This window comes from Microbacterium sp. 10L49 (assembly GCF_056395125.1).
Map to the genome: position 1 here is coordinate 898,551 of NZ_JBFTIW010000003.1, position 17,557 is coordinate 916,107.

Consider the following 17,557-nt stretch of genomic DNA (forward strand, 5'->3'; position numbering starts at 1 on the left):
CGGCCGGAGGTCGAGCGAGACGAAACGGAGCGGGCCGCGTTTCGACTCGATCGCTTCGCGTCCTCGCTCAACGACCCGGGGGAGACGTGACGCGGTCTCGGATCCTTCAGCCCTCCGGCGCCATCTCGAAGTCGTACCAGGCCGGCACCGGACGGCCCGGGAACGCTTCGTGCCACAGGGCCGACATGCTCAATTCGCCCTCGCGGAGGTTCGGCACCTCGAAGCGCTCCTCGAGGATCCGACCTGCCGCGTCGGTGTCTCCGGTGGCGAGGGCGGCGCGGATCTCCACGACGCGGAACCGCCCGAGCGTGCGCAGCGCGGCGGGCAGCGTCTCGACCAGGGTGCGCGCCTCATCGGCGCGCCCATCGGAGAGCAGCGTTTCGGCGAGTTCGAGCGCGAGCGGCACGAGGTCGGGGGCGAGTTCGCGCGCCTCGGCGAGCCGGCTGATGCCCTGCTCCTGCGCCGCGGAGCCGCCGTCGGATTGGCGCAGGGCGAGGCCGAGCCCGCGCAGTGCCCAGGCACTGCGTCGATGCCGCAGCGATGCCTCGTAGTGCGAGATCGCGGTGCCGTGCTCGCCGCGCGCATGCGCGATGGTGGCGCGGTGATAGTGCGTCAGCCAGGTCGAGGGGGCCTCGGCGAGGAGGTGGTCCCACTCGTCTCCGGTGACATAGGAGGCCGGGGCGACGGACGGATCCGGTTCCGTGACTCCCGCAGTCGGGTCGGTCGAATCGGGGGTGCCGTCGAGCAGGAAGGCCCAGTACGCGCCCTCGTCCCCGTCGCGCACGAACCGCACTCCGGGCAGGGACGCGAACGTCGAGCCCGCCCGCGCGGCGAGCTCCTGCTCGAGCGCACCCCAGGGCGACCCCACCGACAGCAGCGCATCCGGAGAGATTTCGGCAGCGGCTTCGAGCCGGGCGATGCCGGCGGATCCGGCGGCCTCCGCCGCCTGCAGCACCTGGGCGCCGACGACGGCCACGTCCTCGTTCCAGGATCCGTCGAGGTTCGGATCCGAAAGCGCCAGCGGCAGGAACGTCTCGGTCCACTCCCACGTGGCGCCGCCGGGCATGCGCAGATGCTCGTACTGGGTGGCGGCGAGCCCGGCCTGGATCTCGAAATAGGCGCCGGTCTCGCCGCCGAGCCAGTCGCACCACCGGCGCCCGCCCGGGGTGTCGCCCCAGACGAACAGCTTGCGGCCGAGCAGGCGCGCGGTCGAAACGTGGGCGAGGCCGGATCCGTCCGCGTCGACGGCGGCGATCCAGGGCCGCGGTGCCGGCGCGCCTGGAGTGGCGTCCGCCGCGAGGCCGGGAGCGAGGTCGAAGAAGTAGTCCGCAGCGGCGGGTGCGGAGGCGGGGCGTCGTGGATCCGTCTCGGTCAGGTCCACCCGGCCGAGCGCGCCGTTGTAGCCGGTCATGTAGGCGTGCGTCGCCGGTGCGAACACCCGGCTGCCCTCGGTCTGGGCGACGGCGATGTTCGTCCACCAGTACATCCCGGTCTCGCGATCGCGCGGGTTGCGCACCCGCACCCGCACGTGGAGGGCGGCGCCGTCGAGCGTCGCGTCGAGCTGCAGGATCAGCCCGCGCACGCGCTCGTACTCCCACATCCGCAGGATCGGCTCGCCGTCGGCGCCGGTGATCTCGGCGGCGTACAGCGGGGAGCAGGTCAACGGCCAATGGCCGCGCATGCCGATGTTCCACTCGGCGCCCCCGGAGAACCAGGCGTCCCGCAGCGCGAGGTTCGCCGGCTGGAAGACGGCATTGCGGTACACGAGGTCGTGGCCGGTGGCCTTGTCGAACAGGCGCACGAGCCGGCCGCCCAGATCGAGCGCGAACTCGGCGCGCAGCTGCCCGTTCTCCAGCACGGCGACGCGCATCGGGGCGGGCGTGCGCTCGCGGTCGTAGCCGTCCTGCAGCAGGTACGGATGGATCGACGAGACCTGCCCGTACCGGATGTTGGCCGCCATCTCGGCGGGCAGCCCCTCTGTGGTGGCCTCGTACGGCGCCTGCGGCATGGCGGCGATCGCGGGGAGGGGGTTCGCGGATCCGACGGGGGCGGTGGGGAGGACGACCTGGGTGACGGTCAACGTTGCGCTCATCGTTCCCCAGTATCCACGCCGGGGCTGTGCGCCGGGAAGGAATCGGATCCGGATCCGCCTCGGCTTCCATCTTCGAGTCGTCCCCTCCAGTACGACCTATGGACCGTGCTCAGGGGGACGACTCGAAGGTGGAGCCCCCACGTACGATGCCGGCTGCGGCGGGATCGGGTGGGAGCGCCCGCGTACGCTGAGCGGGTGCCCGAGTTCCCGTACGCCCGCCTGCGCCGGTTCCCCGACGTGGAGGCACCGAACCTGCAGGCGTGGGACGCGACGGATGAGCTCCTCGTCGACGCGGCACAGGTCGTCGCTGCGGAGCACGGGATCGACGGATCCGCGATCGCCGTGATCGGCGACGGATACGGCGCGCTCACGCTGCCTCTCCTCACTGCGGGCCTGGACGGCGTGCGGGTGCACCAGGATCTGGTGACGGGGCGCCGGGCACTGGCCCGCAATGCGGCCGAACTCGGGGCGGCGGGCTTCGCTGCGCACGAACTCGACGCCGAGCTGCTGCGCGACGCGCGGCTCGTGCTGCTGCAGCTGCCGAAGGGGCTCGCCGAGCTCGAGGAGATCGCGGATGCGGTCGCGCGCTGGGCGGCCCCCGACGTCACGCTGCTCGCCGGCGGACGCGTGAAGCACATGACCCTGGCGCAGAACGACGTGCTCGCCCGGTTCTTCGGGCGGGTGCAGCCGCAGCGTGCGGAGCGGAAGTCGCGCCTGATCGTCGCGGCGGATCCGCAGCCGGTGCTTTCGGGCCTGCCGTTCCCGGTGTCGACGACGCATCCTGAGTTCGGGCTCACGCTGTGCGCGCACGGCGGGGCGTTCGCCGGCGACCGCATCGACATCGGCACCCGGGTGCTGCTGAACGTGATGCGCGAGCGGGCTCCGGAGCTCGCCGCCCTGGCCGCACGGGAGGGGTTGACCGCCGTCGACCTCGGCTGCGGCACCGGCGCGCTCGCCGCGGCGCTGGCCCTCGGGGTGCCGAGTGCGCACGTCGTCGCCACCGACCGTTCCGCCGCGGCGGTGCAGTCGACCCGCGCCACGATGGCGGCTAACGGCATCGCCGACAGGGTGACCGTGACGCTCGACGACGCCGGATCCGAGATCCCGGACGGATCCGTCGACCTCGTGCTGCTGAACCCGCCGTTCCACCTCGGCGCCAGCGTCCATGAAGGGGCAGGACGCCGGCTCATCGACGCGGCCGCGCGGCTGCTCCGTCCCGGCGGCGAAGTATGGACCGTGTTCAACTCGCACCTCGACCACCGTCGCGCGCTCGCCGCCGCGGTCGGCGAGACCGACCAGCTCACGCGCACCCCGAAGTTCACGGTCACACGGTCCGTGCGGCGCTGACCGCCTGACGGACCCGGTCCGACGCGCGTCTCGTGCCAATCCGAACGCAGGGGCCACGCCTCAGGCGAGGTGTTCGGTGCGTGCTCGTCCGCCAAGTCGGGGTGGGGTGCTGGTGCCGGGTGGGGGCAGGAACCACACTCTGGACGCACCGGGAGCTGCGGGTGCGGGTTCGATGCAGTCTTCGGCCGAGCATCACCCGCTGGCCCGACCGAACGTGGCAGGGTCGACGGGGCGCTTCGCGCGGGGCAGATTCGCGACCACGAGCAGGTACGAATCCGTGACCAGGTCGTCTATCAGCGGCGTCGACAGGCCGCCTGAGGGGCGCACTGTGATCCAGTGCTTCTTGTTCATGTGATAGCCCGGCGTGATCGCGTCGTACTGTTGCCGGAGCGCCTTGCCGTCTTCCGGGTCGGTCTTCAGGATCACGATCGGTTCCCCGGTCACGTCGGTGAGCAGCATGAAGACCCGGTCGCGGACTTTGTAGACCTCCCAGCCGAGCCCGAACGGGTGCTCCAGGCCGGCGCCGGGGAGCTCTTCCGCGCAGGCCCGAGCCCGCTCCTGCAGTTCCTCGCCCTTCATGCGATCCCTCTCATCCCGTCGCGCGCACCCTAGGTCACCGACCTCGGATTTGCCACGGGATCAGGTTCTCGTTACGTTGGAATACGGGCCTGATGGCCCAAGACCAGTCCGCGGCCGCGTCCTTCTTTCGATTCTGCTGTGCACGAAGAGGCGTGGGCGTACGGTCGATGATCTCTGTTGAGGATCCGAAATCCTCCTCCTGCGCCGCCAGCATGGCTTGGTTCGAAACGGCCCTGTGATCATCACCCGGGCGAGACCGATGCAGGCCTCCCCTCGAGGTGAGGCCGCGGGGGAAACGTGTCCGAAACCGCTCTGGAAGCGCGTCATCTGTTCAAGGTGTTCGGGAGGAATCCGAACCAGGCCGTCCGCCGGCTGAAGGCCGGCGAGACCCGATCCGAGGTCGCCGACGCCGGCACCGCCGCCGTCATCGACGCGAGCTTCACCGTCAACCGCGGCGAGATCTTCGTCATCATGGGACTGTCCGGATCCGGCAAGTCCACCATCATCCGCATGCTCAACGGCCTGCACGAGGCGACCGACGGCTCCGTGCTCGTCGCCGGGGATCCGATCACCGGCATCCCGGCGTCGCGTCTGCGTGAGATCCGCCGCGACCGCGTATCGATGGTGTTCCAGCACTTCGCCTTGCTGCCGCACCGCACCGTGGCCGCGAACGTGGCCTACCCGCTCGAGCTGAAGGGCATCGGCAAGGCCGAGCGCCTGGCCAAGGCCGAGGAGATCCTGGGTCTCGTCGGCCTCGAGGGGCAGGGCGAGAAGCTGCCGTCCGAACTCTCCGGCGGCATGCAGCAGCGCGTGGGCATCGCCCGTGCGCTCGCGGCCGACAGCGACATCCTGCTGATGGACGAGGCGTTCAGCGCGCTGGATCCGCTGATCCGCCGGGAGATGCAGGAGCAGCTGCTCGAGCTGCAGCAGAAGCTGCAGAAGACCATCGTGTTCATCACGCACGACCTGAACGAGGCCATGTTCCTCGGCGACCGCATCGCGGTGATGCGCGACGGCCGCATCGTGCAGATCGGCACGCCAGAGGACATCCTCACGGACCCGGCCAACAGCTATGTCGAGCAGTTCGTGCAGGACGTCGACCGCGCCCGGGTGCTCACCGCGGCGAACGTCATGGAGCGTCCGCGCCCCGTCGTCTCCGAGAACGCCGGTCCGCGCACCGCGCTCAAGCAGATGCGCGACGCCTTCATGTCGGCGACGTACGTCGTCGGCCGCGACCGCAAGCTCATCGGCATCGTCACCGACCGTGACGTCGTCAAGCTGATCCGCCGCGGGGAGAGCACGATCACGTCGGTGCTCAAGCCCGCTACGCAGGTCGTCGACGAGGACGAGATCCTGATGAACCTGTTCATCCCGGCCGTGGAATCCCCGGTGCCGCTCGCCGTCGCCGACGCGGAGGGGCGCCTCGTCGGCGTGATCCCGCGCATCACGCTGCTCGCCGCGCTCGGCCCTGGCCCTGGTGCCACCGGCGAGATCAACCTGCCGGTGCTGCCGCTGCCGCAGGCGGAGGTCGACGCCATCCTCGACGACGGCTGGACGGCGCCGACCGCCGGAAACACGCCGACCACGTCGCCCACCCCGGATGCGCCGAACGAGGAGATCACCCGATGAACGTCCTGCCCATCGGATCCTGGGTCGCTGTCGCGGTCGACTGGATCAAAGCCAACCTGGACGGCCTGCTGCACGTCATCTCGACCGTCGTGTCGTTCCTCGTCGACGGCCTGAGCTTCCTGCTGCTGATGCCCTGGTTCTACGTCGTGATCATCATCGCGGCGCTGATCGCCTGGCTCGTCCGCTCGTGGCGCCTGGCGATCGGCACCGTGATCTCGTTCGGACTGATCGTCGCGATGGGCCTGTGGGTCCCCGCGATGCAGACGCTCGCGCTGGTGCTCGTCGCCGGAGCGGTCGCGGTGGTGATCGCGATCCCGCTCGGCATCTGGTCGGCCCGGAACGCCACCGTGCGCGCGGTGCTCAAGCCCGTGCTCGACTTCATGCAGACGATGCCCGCCTTCGTCTACCTCATCCCCGCGATCGTGTTCTTCAGCATCGGCGTCGTGCCGGGCCTCGTGGCCACGGTCATCTTCGCGCTGCCGCCCGGCGTGCGCTTCACCGAGCTCGGCATCCGCGGGGTCGACTCCGAGACCGTCGAAGCCGGGCAGTCGTTCGGCGCGACGCCGGGCCAGATCCTGCGCGGCATCCAGTTGCCGCTCGCGATGCCGACGCTCCTGGCCGGCGTCAACCAGGTCATCATGCTCGCGCTCTCGATGGCCGTCATCGCCGGTATGGCCGGCGCCGACGGGCTCGGCAAGCTCGTGGTCGAGGCGATCTCGACCGTCAACATCGCCAAGGGCGTCGAGGCCGGTCTCGGCGTCGTGCTGATCGCGGTCTTCCTCGACCGGGTCACCGCGTCGCTGGGGTCGCTGGGGCAGCACCCCGGGTCGCTGCTCGGCGTGCTGGCGCGCCGCCGTTCGGCGCGGCGCCTGGCCGCGGCGTCCGCGGTCGCCGACCAGGTCCCCGAAGCATCCCTGGAGGAGAAGGAGCTGCAGCATGCGTAAGAGCAGGATCACCGCCCTCGCGGCGCTCGCCGTCGCGGCTGCCCTCACCCTGGCCGGATGCGCGAGCGACGGCGCCGGTGGCACCCTCGAGATGGCAGGCAAGGCGCCGGCGAACGATGCCGGATCCGGTGACAAGGGCACGATCACGATCGGGTTCCTGCCCAGCTGGACGGACGGGCTCAGCACCGCGTACCTGCTGCAGGACCAGCTCGGCAAGATGGGCTACGACGTCAAGATGCAGACGCTCTCCGACGCGGGACCGCTGTATGCGGGGCTGTCGCAGGGGGATGTGGACATCTTCCCGTCGGCGTGGCCCGAGGTCACGCAGAAGGCGTACATGGACAAGTACCTGGGGTCGATCGACGACCTCGGGACGTACTACGACAACGCCCGCCTCACGATCGCGGTACCGAAGTACTCCGATATCGACTCGATCGACGAGCTCAAGGGCAACGCCTCGAAGTTCGGCGGCAAGATCATCGGCATCGAGCCGGGTGCCGGCCTCACCGCCCAGACCCAGAAGATGATGCCGGAGTACGGCCTCGGCGGCGAGTATCAGCTCGTGACCTCGTCGACCGCGGCGATGCTCACCGAGCTGAAGTCGGCGACGGACAAGAAGCAGGACATCGCGGTGACCCTGTGGCGTCCGTTCTGGGCCAACAGCGCCTACCCCGTGAAGGACCTCAAGGATCCGAAGGGCGCCATGGGCAAGCCCGAGGGGCTGCACTTCCTCGGCGCGAAGGACTTCGCGAAGAAGCACCCGGACGCCGCCGCGCTGATCGGCAAGATCAAGCTCGACGACGCGCAGTACGGCTCGCTCGAGGACATGGTCGTGAACCGGTTCGGCGAGGGCAAGGAGCCCCAGGCGATCGATGCCTGGGTCGAGAAGTACGGCAGTGAGTTCGACTGGGCGAAGAAGTAGGGCCGCGGTTCGCCTGACCCGGCTGTGTGTGACGCCTGCAGGACCCCGATACGGATGCACGACCAGATCCGAGAACGGGCCCTGCAGGCGTCGTATGGTCCTGCAGTCGTCGCAGAGTCCCAGGCCCACAGGGTCGGGGCCGCTATGCTGTACCCCCGTGGGGTATTGGATCCGTGGCCGGGACACGTCGTCGACGTGGTCGCTGCGGATCCTGCTCCTCGTCTCCGCGGTGATCGTCGGACTTCTCGGCATGCATGTACTCGCGGGGCACGGCACGTCGGCGACCGCGGAGCACGCCGTGCACGGCGTGATGGCGGGTACCGCGGCTACCGCACACGTCGCGGACACTCAGGCGCCGACGCGCACGACGGGTTCGACATCCGCGAGTGAAGCAATGACGGCCCGCGACGCGATGGCTGCACCGACGCAGGGCTGCGCGGACTGTGCCGAGCACGCCGTGATGGCCCCGTCCTGCACGCTCGCGCCGATCGCCACCGCCGCACTTCCGGGGCCTCCCGCGGAAGACCTCCGTCCTGCGCTCGCCGTCGTCGTCGTCGCGTCCTCCGCGGCGGTCACGGCAGAGCCCCGCCCTCCGAGCATGGCCGCCCTCTGCATCAGTCGCAGATGAGCCGGATCCGGCGCGTCCCGCACACCCCGCTCCGCGGGCGGACGCGCCGGAACGGCTTCGCGCCCGCCCTCCGGCGGTGCGCGTCATCGACGACGAAAGCAGAGAACGACATGACCATCCGAACCCTTCACCGTGCCCTCGCGATCGGGACGGTCGCCCTCGCCGGGACCGCCCTCACCGCCTGCGCGCCCACGACCGACCACTCCGGGATGCCGGGGATGACGCACGGCGCGTCCACCCCTGCCACCGGATCCGCACAGGGATCCGCGAACGATGCCGATGCGATGTTCGCGACCATGATGATCGGCCACCACCAGCAGGCCGTCGACATGAGCGACACGCTGCTCGCCAAGACCGGCGTGGATCCGCGGGTCGCCGACCTCGCGACCAGGATCAAGGCCGCGCAGGCGCCCGAGATCGCGACCATGCGCGACTGGCTCGATGGCTGGGGCGTGCCGTCTGCGGCCCCTGGATCCATGGGACACGGCGACGGCATGATGAGCGAGACCGACATGGCCGCGCTCGAGGCCGCGTCGGGCGCCGAGGCGGGGAAGCTCTTCCTGCAGCAGATGATCGCGCACCACGAGGGCGCGGTCGAGATGGCCCGCACCGAGAAGGGCGATGGCAAGGATCCTCGTGCCGTCGCTTTGGCGAGCACGATCATCGACGCCCAGACGGTCGAGATCGCCGAGATGAAGGGGCTCCTGGCGCAGCTCTGACGCCCTCCGCGGAACCTGCCTCCGCTCACTGGTCGCGAACTGCCCCCATTCCGCTCGAATGACGGCAATTCGCGACCAGTGAGCGGGTCTGCACCCGCCGCCGGCGACGGCGCTGTCGACCCGCCTGACCGGGATGCCGCGGGGGCTCAGACCTCGGCGGTGACCTGGGGATCCGGTGCCCGGCGCGTGACGACCCCACCTGCCTCGGTCGCGTAGCCGGTGCGCGCCCAGTACTCGTATCCTCCGTACAGCTCGCGCGTATCCCGGCCGGCCGCGAGCAGGATCCGGGCCGTCGCCGTCGCGCCGTTGCAGCCCGGCCCCCAGCCGTAGACGATCAGCGTGCGGTCACGGGGGAGCTCGTGGATCCGCGCCTCCAGGCCGTGCGTGGGCAAGTGCAGGGCGCCGGCGATGTGGCCGTGATCCCACGACTCCCGGCGGCGCGTGTCGACGAGCACGGCCTCGCCTGCTGCGACGGCCTGTGCCGCGGCGACCACGTCTATCTCGTATGCCAGGCGTGCGTCGACGTGCGCGAGTCGCGCCGCGATGGATCCGTCTGCGGCGGCGATGTCGGCTCCGCTCATCTGCATCCTCCTCCGCCCAGGCTCAGCCGCGGGTGCGGGCCTCGTCGAGATAGGCGTATGCGGTCACCCGCGAGATGCCCAGTCGCTTCGCGATCGTCTCGATCGACTTGCGCATCTGGGTGGCTCCGCGCTGGTCGAGGCGCTCGAGCACGGTGATCTTGTCCTCGCGTGACATCTGCTCGACGGGGCGGCCGATCTCGGCGATCGCCTCGGTGATCATCGAGTCCATCACCGACACCAGATCGCTGCCGAAGTGCTCACGGGGGCCGTTGTCCGCCGCACCCTGCACGGGGAGCAGGGCCTCGAGCATGTTCCTGGCCTGCTGGATCGGGCTGAGGTCGACGTTGATGCAGAACGAGGCGATGATGTCGCCGGCAGCGTTGCGGAAGTACACCGATGAGCAGCGCAGCTCGCGACCGTCGCTCGTGAAGCCGCGGTATCCGAAGGCGTCGTGGTCCTTCTGCCGATCCTTCATCACGTCCAGGCCCAGCGAGGTCGACGGCCCGCCGACGGCGCGCCCGGTGACATGGCCGTTCTCGATGGCCATGATGGTGTGCCCGAGGTCGACGTCGGCGCCGTCGAGATTGTGCAGCACGACCTCGACAGAGGGACCGGCGGCCGTGGCCAGCGCCCGCATCACGGGGCGGTACAACCGCAGCACCTCCTCGGCGCTCTCGTACGTCTGGTGGGCGGCATCGCCGGCCAGTGCGGTCGCAGCGGCCTCCATCGTCGCCGGATTCGCCATCATCCACCTCCACTTTACAAAAAGTCCAGCTAGTAGACATACTGTCTACGTCGCGGCTATCTTAGCGAGGACAGCCTTTCACGTCGAGGGCTGACCCCCGATCTCTCCCGCAGTTCCCGAGCAAGGAGGCTCCCATGGCAACAGTCGCATCACGCGGCCTCACGCCCCACCAGCGCAAGACGGTCGCCGGTGGCGCGATCGGCACGCTCATCGAGTACTACGACTACTACCTCTACGGTCTCGCGTCGGCCGCCGTCTTCCCCGCGGTGTTCTTCTCGTCCGACGACCCGGTGGTCGCGCAGCTCTCGTCGTTCGCGACGTTCGCAGTCGGATTCTTCCTCCGTCCCGTCGGCGGCGTCATCTGGGGCATCATCGGCGACAGGGTCGGCCGCAAGGTCGTCCTGATGAGCACCGTGATCGGCATGGGGCTCGCGACGACCGCCATCGGCCTCATCCCGCCGGACCACGCCATCGGCGTCGCCGCGCCGATCCTGCTGCTCGTGTGCCGTCTGTTCCAGGGCTTCTTCGTCGGCGGCGAGATGGGCGGCGCGGCGACGATGGTCGTCGAGGCCGCGCCGATCGGCAAGAAGGGCCTGTACGGCGCCTTCCTCATCAGCGGCGCCGGGATCGCCAACGTCGTCTCCGGTGGCCTCATGGCGGCACTGGGACTGACGCCCGGCTCATGGTTCATCGAATGGGGTTGGCGCATCCCCTTCGTGTTCTCGATCGTTCTCGCGATCGCCGCCGTCATCCTGCGCCGTCACCTCGAGGACTCCGACGAGTTCATCGAGACGCAGACCCTGCACCTGAACGCCACCGGCAAGAAGCCGAACCCGCTGGTCGAGGCGTTCCGCCACCCGAAGAACGCGATCATGGGCATCCTCATCGGGCTGCCGCAGTCGATCGCCGGCTACGTCGTGCTCACCTACGGCCTCGCCTTCATGGTGAGCAACAAGCACCTGCCGGCGTGGATGGGCTTCGCGGGAACGATGATCGTCGGTCTGCTGCAGATCGTCGTCGCGCCGCTGTGGGGTGCGATCTCGGATCGGATCGGCCGTCGCACGGTGTACATCATCGGCTGCCTCGGCTTCGCCGCGATGGTCTACCCCGCCTTCATGCTCTTCAGCACCGGCAACATGTGGCTGATCTGGCTGGGGCAGATCCTCGGCTTCGTCGTGTTCGGCGTCGCGATGCAGGCCACCCTGGCGACGATGCTGGCGGAGATGTTCGACCCGGAGGCGCGCACCACCGGCGTCAACATCGGCTACCAGATCTCCAACACCCTCGGCGGCGGTCTCGCACCCATCATCTGCACGGCGCTGGTCGCCGCCGTCGACGGAGCGATCTGGCCGGTCGTGATCTACGCCGCGGTGATCGCGATCGTCGGCGTCATCGCGACGATGCTCGCGTCCATCCGGCCCGACGTCGAGGGTGCCGGGCGGCTGCACGAGCTGGTCATCGCCCCGCGCGTGGGGGCCGACGCCTGAGCGTCATGACACCGGTGCGCGCCCTGCCGCCGCACGCACGCCCTGTCCTGGCGGACGGGCCGTGCGTGCGGCGGCAGGGCGCGCCGTCGTCCCCGACTGCGCGGCGCTCGGGCTCGCGCCGTGCGCAGAAGATCCCGCCCCCGATGCGGAACGCCGGGAGCGGGATCGGATGCGGATGGGCTCAGCCGAGCAGCTTCGCGAGCGCAGGAAGCTGCGCCTCGTCCTCCAGGGCGGAGCCGACGGCGACGACCCGCACGCCCGCGTCGAGGTACGCCTGGGCGTTGCCGGAGTCCATGCCGCCCGTGGCGACGAACTTCGCCTGCGGGAAGGGGCCGCGCATCGCGGGGAACCAGCCGGTGCCCAGCAGTGACGCCGGGAACGCCTTCAGCCAGGTGAGCCCGTCACCCAGCGCGTGCTGCACCTCGGTGGCGCTCGAGACGCCGGGCAGCGCCGGCATGCCCGCCTCGTGCGAGGCCCGCACCACGTCGAGGTCGAGGCCCGGGCTCACGGTGAACGCCGCGCCCGCTTCGGCGGCCTGGTGCACGTGCTCGAGCGACACGACGGTGCCCGCTCCCACGGTCAGGCCGCGCTCGCGGGCGGCTTCGGCGAGCACGCGCAGCGCCTCGACGTCGGTCGGCGTCTGCACGGGCACCTCGACGGCCGTGATGCCGAGGTCCCAGGCGCGGGTGGCGGTCGCGAGCGTGCGCTCGACGCCCATGCCGCGCAGGATCGCCATCAGGGGCACGTCGCGGAAGATCTCGTCGAATGCGGAGTTGTCGGTCATGGTCGGGGGCCTTTCGCTTCGTCTCGCTGCACCCCCTCGGCGCAGCGTGGTCTTCTCAGTCGGGCAGGAGGTCGCCGGTGGACTGCAGTACGAGGTGCGCGCGGCGGTGGCCGGCGGCGAGGCGCTCCGCGGCCTCGGCGCCCTGCAGGTGGGCGGCCAGGTAGCCGGCCGCGAACGCATCGCCCGCGCCGACGGCCTCGACCACCTCGGTCTTGATCGCTGGAGCGAAGGTGCGCTCGTCGGCGTCGCCCGTGCGGTGGAACTCGGTGGCTCCCACGTCGCCGTCCTTGACGACGAGCAGCTGCGGAGCGGGGATCAGCGCGCGCACGGCATCGGCGTCGGCCGTGCCCCACAGGCCCTCCGCTTCGTCGAGGCCGACGAACACGACATCGGCGCGGCGCGCGAGCGCGAGCAGGGTCGGGGCCGCCGCGCCGGGCGCCCACAGGGCCGCGCGGTGGTTGACGTCGAAGCTCAGGAAGCCGGATCCCGCGCTCACGCGGTCGAAGACGGCGTCGATGAGCGCGGCGCACGACTCCGAGAGCGCCGGGGTGATGCCCGACACGTGCACGAGGTCGGCCTGCTCGAGCGGAACCTCGGAGACCGTGGCGGGGCTCATCGCCGAGGCGGCCGAGCCGCGGCGGTAGTAGAGCACGCCGTGGCCCGGATCCTTGAAGTACACGCCGGTGGGCGCGGCGGGGTCATCAACGACCCAGCGGACGTCGACGCCGTGGCGGGCGACCTCGTCGCGCACCCGCACGCCGAGGGCGTCGTCGCCCACGGCGCTGACCCATGCGGTCGGGATGCCGAGGTGCGCGGCGTGGATCGCCACGTTCGACTCGGCGCCGCCGATGAGCAGCCGCACCTCCTGGGCGGTGGCGAGCGCCTCCGCGCGGGCAGGGGCGATGAGGGCCATCGTCTCGCCGATGGCGATCATGCGTGGTGCGGAGGTCTCGGACACGGTTACCATGATGAGGCGGTCTGTGCGCACAGTGCAACCAACGTTGCGATATATGCACAACGAGGACGAAAGGCGTGAAATGAACGACTGGGACGACGAACTGCTGACGGCGCGGGACAAGGGGATCCCGGAGCGCGCGATCGGGATGACCGCATCCGCCTTCCTCGCGACGAAGCCGCGCCTCGACGAGTTCTGGACGCCGCTGATCGTGCTCGACGACGCCGGTATGCAGGCGAACGTCGCGACCATGGCCGCGTGGTGCGTGGAGCGCGGCCTGGAGATCATGCCGCATGGCAAGACCACGATGGCCCCCGAGCTGTGGAAACGCCAGACCGACGCCGGCGCCCTCGGCATCACCCTCGCGACCATGGGGCAGGTGCGCACCGGCCGCGACCTCGGACTCGACTCGATCATGCTCGCCAACGCCGCCGTCGACGCCCGGTCGCTGGCCTGGCTCGCCGGCGAGCTCGCCGATCCCGGGTTCCGGTTCGTCTGCTGGGCCGACTCGCTCGCCACCGTGGACGCGATGGAGAGCGCGCTGAACGGCGTCGAGCTGCCGCGCCCGGTCGACGTCTGCGTCGAGCTGGGCGCCGCGGGGGGCCGCACGGGCGCCCGTTCCGTCGACGAGGCCATCGAGATCGCCGAGCGCCTCGCCGCCTCCGACGTGCTGCGGCTCGCCGGCGTCGCCGGCTACGAGGGCAGCATCGCGCACGACCGCTCGCCCGAGGGTCTCGCCGCCGTGCGCAGCTACCTCGAGACGCAGCTCGCGCTGCACCGCGCGATCACGCCGCTCTACGACGACGGCGAGGTGTACGTCACCGCCGGTGGCAGCGCGTACTTCGAGATCGTCGCCGACGTGTGGGCGGCCGCCGAGCGCGACGGACGCACCCGGTTCACCCTGCGCTCGGGCGCCTATATCGTGCACGACGACGGGTTCTACCGCGGCATCTCTCCGTTCGACGAGGGCGGCGCGGGCGAGGGACCCCACTTCGTCAACGCGATGCACGGCATCGCCCGCGTCGTCTCCAGCCCCGAGCCCGGTCTGGCGCTGGTGGACGCCGGCAAGCGCGACTTCCCCTACGACGAGGGTCTGCCCATCCCGCGCGCCGTCGCCGCCGATCTCGCCGCGCCCTGGCAGCCGGCCGAGGCGACCGTCTCGGCCATGAACGACCAGCACTCGTACGTGCGGCCGGCCGAGCCGCTGCCCGTCGGGTCAGTCGTGCGCTTCGGCCTCTCGCACCCCTGCACCGCCTTCGACAAGTGGCGCGTGCTGCCCGTCGTCGACTCCCTCGAGTCCGGTGTGGTCACCGGCCTCGTCCGCACCTACTTCTGAGGCCTTCGAGGAGCGCCATGTCCGGTCGTACAGTTCTGCGCGGTGGTTCGGTGGTCACGCCGTCCGGCACCGCGCGCGCCGACGTCGCCCTCGACGGCGCGGTGATCGCCCGGGTCGGCGAGGTCGAGGCGCGCGACGGCGACCTCGTGATCGACGCGTCCGGGCGGCTCGTCCTGCCCGGCTTCGTCGACGCGCACTCGCACGCCGACGGCCTGCTCCGCGAGCCCGAGGTCACCCGGGCGCTGCTGCGCCAGGGGGTGACCACGATCATCGGCGGACAGGATGGCGTCTCCTACGCCCCTGGCGATGGCGCGTACGCGACCGGCTACTTCGCCGCGATCAACGGACCGCACCCGGCCTACCGTGGAGGCGGAGTCGCCGAGCTGCTGGCGGTGGTCGACGGAGCTTCCGCCCTCAACGCCGCGTACCTGGTGCCCGCCGGCACCGTGCGCTTCGAGGTGTGCGGCCGACGCACCGGCCCCGCCGCCGACGCCGAGCGCGCCCGCATGGTCGAGCTCGTGGCGCAGGGCATGGCCGATGGGGCGCTGGGTCTCTCGACCGGGCTCGATTACGTGCCCGGCATCTTCCAGGACGCCGACGAGATCGCCGCGCTGTGCGTGCCGGTGGCCGCGGCCGGCGGCGTGTACGTCAGCCACATGCGCGGCGGATACGAGGCCAACACGGCGGCCGGGATCACCGAGATGGCCGAGATCTCGCGCCGCGCCGCCCGGGGTGCCGGGGCGCCGCTGCCCGTGCACGTGTCGCACCTGCACGCCGACGCCGACATCGTGCTGTCTCAGCTCGACGCGCTCGCCGAGGCCGGCGTCGACGCCACCTTCGACGCGTACCCGTACATCCGCGGCTGCACGCTGCTGGGCATGCCCCTGCTGCCGCCGGAGGTCTCGGCGCTTCCCGCCGACGAGGCCGTCGCCCGCATCGGCGACCCCGAGGGGCGCGACGCCCTGCGCACGGCGTGCATCGAGCGCGCCTCGAACAGCCCGAGTCTGGGACCGGACTGGCCCGACATGATCACGCTCGCGCACATCGCCGCATCCGAGTACGCCTGGGCGCACGGCCTGACCCTGCGCGCGGCATCCGCCCGCGCGGCCCAGGATCCGATGGACTTCGCCCTCGACCTGCTCGCGGCATCGCGCATGGAGAGCAGTGCCGTCATGGCCGTGCGCAATCCGCGGCCGGCCACCGAGCTGGCGCGCATCTTCGCGCATCCCGGCCATATCGGCGGATCGGACGGCATCTTCATCGGCGCGCACCCGCATCCCCGTGCCGCGGGATCGTTCGCCCGCTACCTGCGCGAGTTCGTGCGCGAGCTCGGCACGTGGTCGTGGGCGGACGCTGTGCACCACCTCTCCGCCCAGCCCGCACGGCGCTTCGGCCTCGACCGCCGCGGCGTCGTCGAGGCGGGCGCGATCGCCGACCTGCTGCTCGTCGATCCCGAGGTCGTGGCCGACGGATCCACCTATGAGAACCCGCGCGAGCCCGCCGTCGGCATCGACGACGTCTTCGTCGCCGGCGTCCGCGTGCTCGCCGGGGGCGAGCTGACCGGGGCGCTCCCCGGCCGAGGCCTGCGCAGGGGAGGTGCCTGACCCATGTCGCAGAGTGTCACCCGTGCCGCCGGCATCCTTGCGTCGCTCACCGGCGGGCCCTCGTCGGTGGCCGAGCTCGCCGCGGAGTTCGGCATCCACCGCACCACCATGTTCCGCGAGCTGCAGAGCTTGGAGCAGGTCGCTTTCGTGCGGAAGCAGGCGGACGGACGCTACGCGCTGGGCATGCAGCTCGCCGTGCTCGGCGGGGCCGCGCTCGAACAGCTCGACCTGCGCGGCGCCGCCTTCGCGCAGGTGCGCCGGCTGCACCGCATCGTGGGCAACACCGTGCACGTCGGCGCGCTGATCGGCGACGAGATCGTCTACGTCGACAAGGTCGAGGACGCCGCCGGCGTGCGGATGTACTCCCGCGTCGGCGCTTCGGTGCTGCCGTACTGCAGCGGTATCGGCAAGGCAGTGCTCGCCGAGTTGCCGACCGACCGCCGCGACGCCGTGCTCGCCGGATGCGACTGGCATCCGCACACCGCCCGCACCCTGACCAGCCGTGCCGCCCTCGATGCCGACCTCGCCCTCACCGCACGACGCGGCTGGGCGTTCGACGACGCCGAGTTCGAGGACTTCGTCGGCTGCGTCGCGGTGCCGATCGTGACATCCGCCGGCGTCGTCGGCGCGCTGTCGCTCACGGCGTTGCGCGCCGCCCATAGTCGCGAGCAGCTCGAGCAGCGCGTGCCGATGCTGCGTGAGACCGCGGCAGAGATCTCCCACCAGCTGGGATGAACCGAACACCAGAACCATCCGAGAAGAAGGAGAAGAAGATGCCCAAGACCGGGTTCTACGCCGAAGGCGCCCCCGCCCCCGCCGGCCCCTACAGCCACGGCGTCGTCGCGAACGGATTCCTGTACACGGCCGGCTTCGGCCCGCAGGATGCCGCGAACGACAACGCCATCGCCGACAACGTGGGCGACCAGACCCGCCAGGTGCTGCGGAACATCCAGAAGGTGCTCGCGGAGCACGGACTGACCATGGACGACGTGGTGAAGTCGACGGTGCACCTGCAGGACCTCGCCGACTTCGCCGAGTTCAACGAGGCGTACCAGGAGTTCTTCACGGCTCCGTACCCCGTGCGCACCACGGTGGGCTCGCAGCTGGCGAACATCCTCGTCGAGATCGACGTGGTCGCCGCCCTGCCCCAGGCCTGAGACGGCGGACAGCCGGATGTCGCCCGTGAGCGGCATCCGGCTGTCAAG

At 70.8% G+C, this 17,557-nt stretch carries 17 protein-coding genes; 11 read left to right on the plus strand and 6 right to left on the minus strand.

Annotation, left to right across the window (positions count from 1 at the left end; all coding sequences use genetic code 11):
• Window positions 1–106: 106 nt before the first annotated feature.
• Complete coding sequence (locus tag AC1DCT_RS12030; RefSeq protein ID WP_477429412.1) at window positions 107–2,092, minus strand: DUF5107 domain-containing protein; 1,986 nt, start codon at window positions 2,090–2,092, stop codon at window positions 107–109.
• A 195-nt stretch (window positions 2,093–2,287) separates the two neighbouring features.
• Here AC1DCT_RS12030 and AC1DCT_RS12035 point away from each other — a divergent pair, with 195 nt between their 5' ends.
• On the plus strand, window positions 2,288–3,439 hold the full coding sequence (locus AC1DCT_RS12035) for a class I SAM-dependent methyltransferase (RefSeq protein ID WP_477429414.1): 1,152 nt from the start codon (window positions 2,288–2,290) through the stop codon (window positions 3,437–3,439).
• 192 nt (window positions 3,440–3,631) lie between these two features.
• On the opposite strand, the gene AC1DCT_RS12040 is transcribed toward AC1DCT_RS12035, so the two are convergent.
• Window positions 3,632–4,018: an MmcQ/YjbR family DNA-binding protein gene (locus AC1DCT_RS12040; protein WP_477429416.1), complete on the minus strand. Its 387-nt coding sequence runs from the start codon at window positions 4,016–4,018 to the stop codon at window positions 3,632–3,634.
• A gap of 297 nt (window positions 4,019–4,315) precedes the next feature.
• On the opposite strand from AC1DCT_RS12040, the gene AC1DCT_RS12045 reads away from it, so the two are divergent.
• From AC1DCT_RS12045 to AC1DCT_RS12065, 5 genes are all read left to right on the plus strand, one after another.
• Window positions 4,316–5,647, plus strand: a complete 1,332-nt coding sequence (locus tag AC1DCT_RS12045) for a quaternary amine ABC transporter ATP-binding protein (protein ID WP_441977533.1) — start codon at window positions 4,316–4,318, stop codon at window positions 5,645–5,647.
• On the plus strand, window positions 5,644–6,591 hold the full coding sequence (locus tag AC1DCT_RS12050) for an ABC transporter permease (protein WP_477429418.1): 948 nt from the start codon (window positions 5,644–5,646) through the stop codon (window positions 6,589–6,591). Before AC1DCT_RS12045 ends, AC1DCT_RS12050 begins: the two co-directional genes overlap by 4 nt.
• Window positions 6,584–7,513, plus strand: coding sequence for a glycine betaine ABC transporter substrate-binding protein (locus tag AC1DCT_RS12055; RefSeq protein ID WP_477429420.1), 930 nt, complete (start codon window positions 6,584–6,586; stop codon window positions 7,511–7,513). The genes AC1DCT_RS12050 and AC1DCT_RS12055 overlap by 8 nt, the downstream gene beginning before the upstream one ends.
• Window positions 7,514–7,670: 157 nt before the next feature.
• On the plus strand, window positions 7,671–8,141 hold the full coding sequence (locus AC1DCT_RS12060) for a hypothetical protein (RefSeq protein WP_477429421.1): 471 nt from the start codon (window positions 7,671–7,673) through the stop codon (window positions 8,139–8,141).
• A gap of 110 nt (window positions 8,142–8,251) precedes the next feature.
• Window positions 8,252–8,860, plus strand: coding sequence for a DUF305 domain-containing protein (locus tag AC1DCT_RS12065; protein WP_441977530.1), 609 nt, complete (start codon window positions 8,252–8,254; stop codon window positions 8,858–8,860).
• 146 nt (window positions 8,861–9,006) lie between these two features.
• Here AC1DCT_RS12065 and AC1DCT_RS12070 read toward each other — a convergent pair whose 3' ends face one another.
• Together AC1DCT_RS12070 and AC1DCT_RS12075 are read right to left on the minus strand one after the other, a co-directional pair.
• On the minus strand, window positions 9,007–9,441 hold the full coding sequence (locus tag AC1DCT_RS12070; RefSeq protein ID WP_477429423.1) for a rhodanese-like domain-containing protein: 435 nt from the start codon (window positions 9,439–9,441) through the stop codon (window positions 9,007–9,009).
• Window positions 9,442–9,463: 22 nt separating this feature from the next.
• Window positions 9,464–10,189: a helix-turn-helix transcriptional regulator gene (locus AC1DCT_RS12075; RefSeq protein WP_440732910.1), complete on the minus strand. Its 726-nt coding sequence runs from the start codon at window positions 10,187–10,189 to the stop codon at window positions 9,464–9,466.
• A gap of 131 nt (window positions 10,190–10,320) precedes the next feature.
• Between AC1DCT_RS12075 and AC1DCT_RS12080 the strand changes: the two genes are divergently transcribed.
• Window positions 10,321–11,673, plus strand: a complete 1,353-nt coding sequence (locus AC1DCT_RS12080) for an MFS transporter (RefSeq protein ID WP_477429425.1) — start codon at window positions 10,321–10,323, stop codon at window positions 11,671–11,673.
• Between the two features lie 181 nt (window positions 11,674–11,854).
• Here the strand turns inward: AC1DCT_RS12080 and AC1DCT_RS12085 are convergent, their stop codons facing one another.
• Both AC1DCT_RS12085 and AC1DCT_RS12090 read right to left on the minus strand, forming a co-directional pair.
• Window positions 11,855–12,457 (minus strand): bifunctional 4-hydroxy-2-oxoglutarate aldolase/2-dehydro-3-deoxy-phosphogluconate aldolase, encoded by a 603-nt coding sequence (locus AC1DCT_RS12085; protein ID WP_440732912.1) that lies wholly within the window; start codon window positions 12,455–12,457, stop codon window positions 11,855–11,857.
• 55 nt (window positions 12,458–12,512) lie between these two features.
• Window positions 12,513–13,424, minus strand: coding sequence for a sugar kinase (locus AC1DCT_RS12090; RefSeq protein WP_477429427.1), 912 nt, complete (start codon window positions 13,422–13,424; stop codon window positions 12,513–12,515).
• 70 nt (window positions 13,425–13,494) lie between these two features.
• On the opposite strand from AC1DCT_RS12090, the gene AC1DCT_RS12095 reads away from it, so the two are divergent.
• The 4 genes from AC1DCT_RS12095 to AC1DCT_RS12110 are packed head-to-tail and all read left to right on the plus strand — an operon-like array spanning window position 13,495 to window position 17,509.
• On the plus strand, window positions 13,495–14,748 hold the full coding sequence (locus AC1DCT_RS12095; protein ID WP_477429429.1) for a type III PLP-dependent enzyme domain-containing protein: 1,254 nt from the start codon (window positions 13,495–13,497) through the stop codon (window positions 14,746–14,748).
• Between the two features lie 17 nt (window positions 14,749–14,765).
• The gene (locus AC1DCT_RS12100; RefSeq protein WP_441977524.1) at window positions 14,766–16,352 is read left to right on the plus strand and encodes an N-acyl-D-amino-acid deacylase family protein; all 1,587 of its coding nucleotides are present in this window, start codon (window positions 14,766–14,768) and stop codon (window positions 16,350–16,352) included.
• Between the two features lie 3 nt (window positions 16,353–16,355).
• On the plus strand, window positions 16,356–17,087 hold the full coding sequence (locus AC1DCT_RS12105; protein WP_441977523.1) for an IclR family transcriptional regulator: 732 nt from the start codon (window positions 16,356–16,358) through the stop codon (window positions 17,085–17,087).
• A 38-nt stretch (window positions 17,088–17,125) separates the two neighbouring features.
• A complete protein-coding gene (locus tag AC1DCT_RS12110; RefSeq protein ID WP_440732917.1) occupies window positions 17,126–17,509 on the plus strand; it encodes a RidA family protein in 384 nt (127 codons plus the stop codon).
• Window positions 17,510–17,557 lie beyond the last annotated feature (48 nt).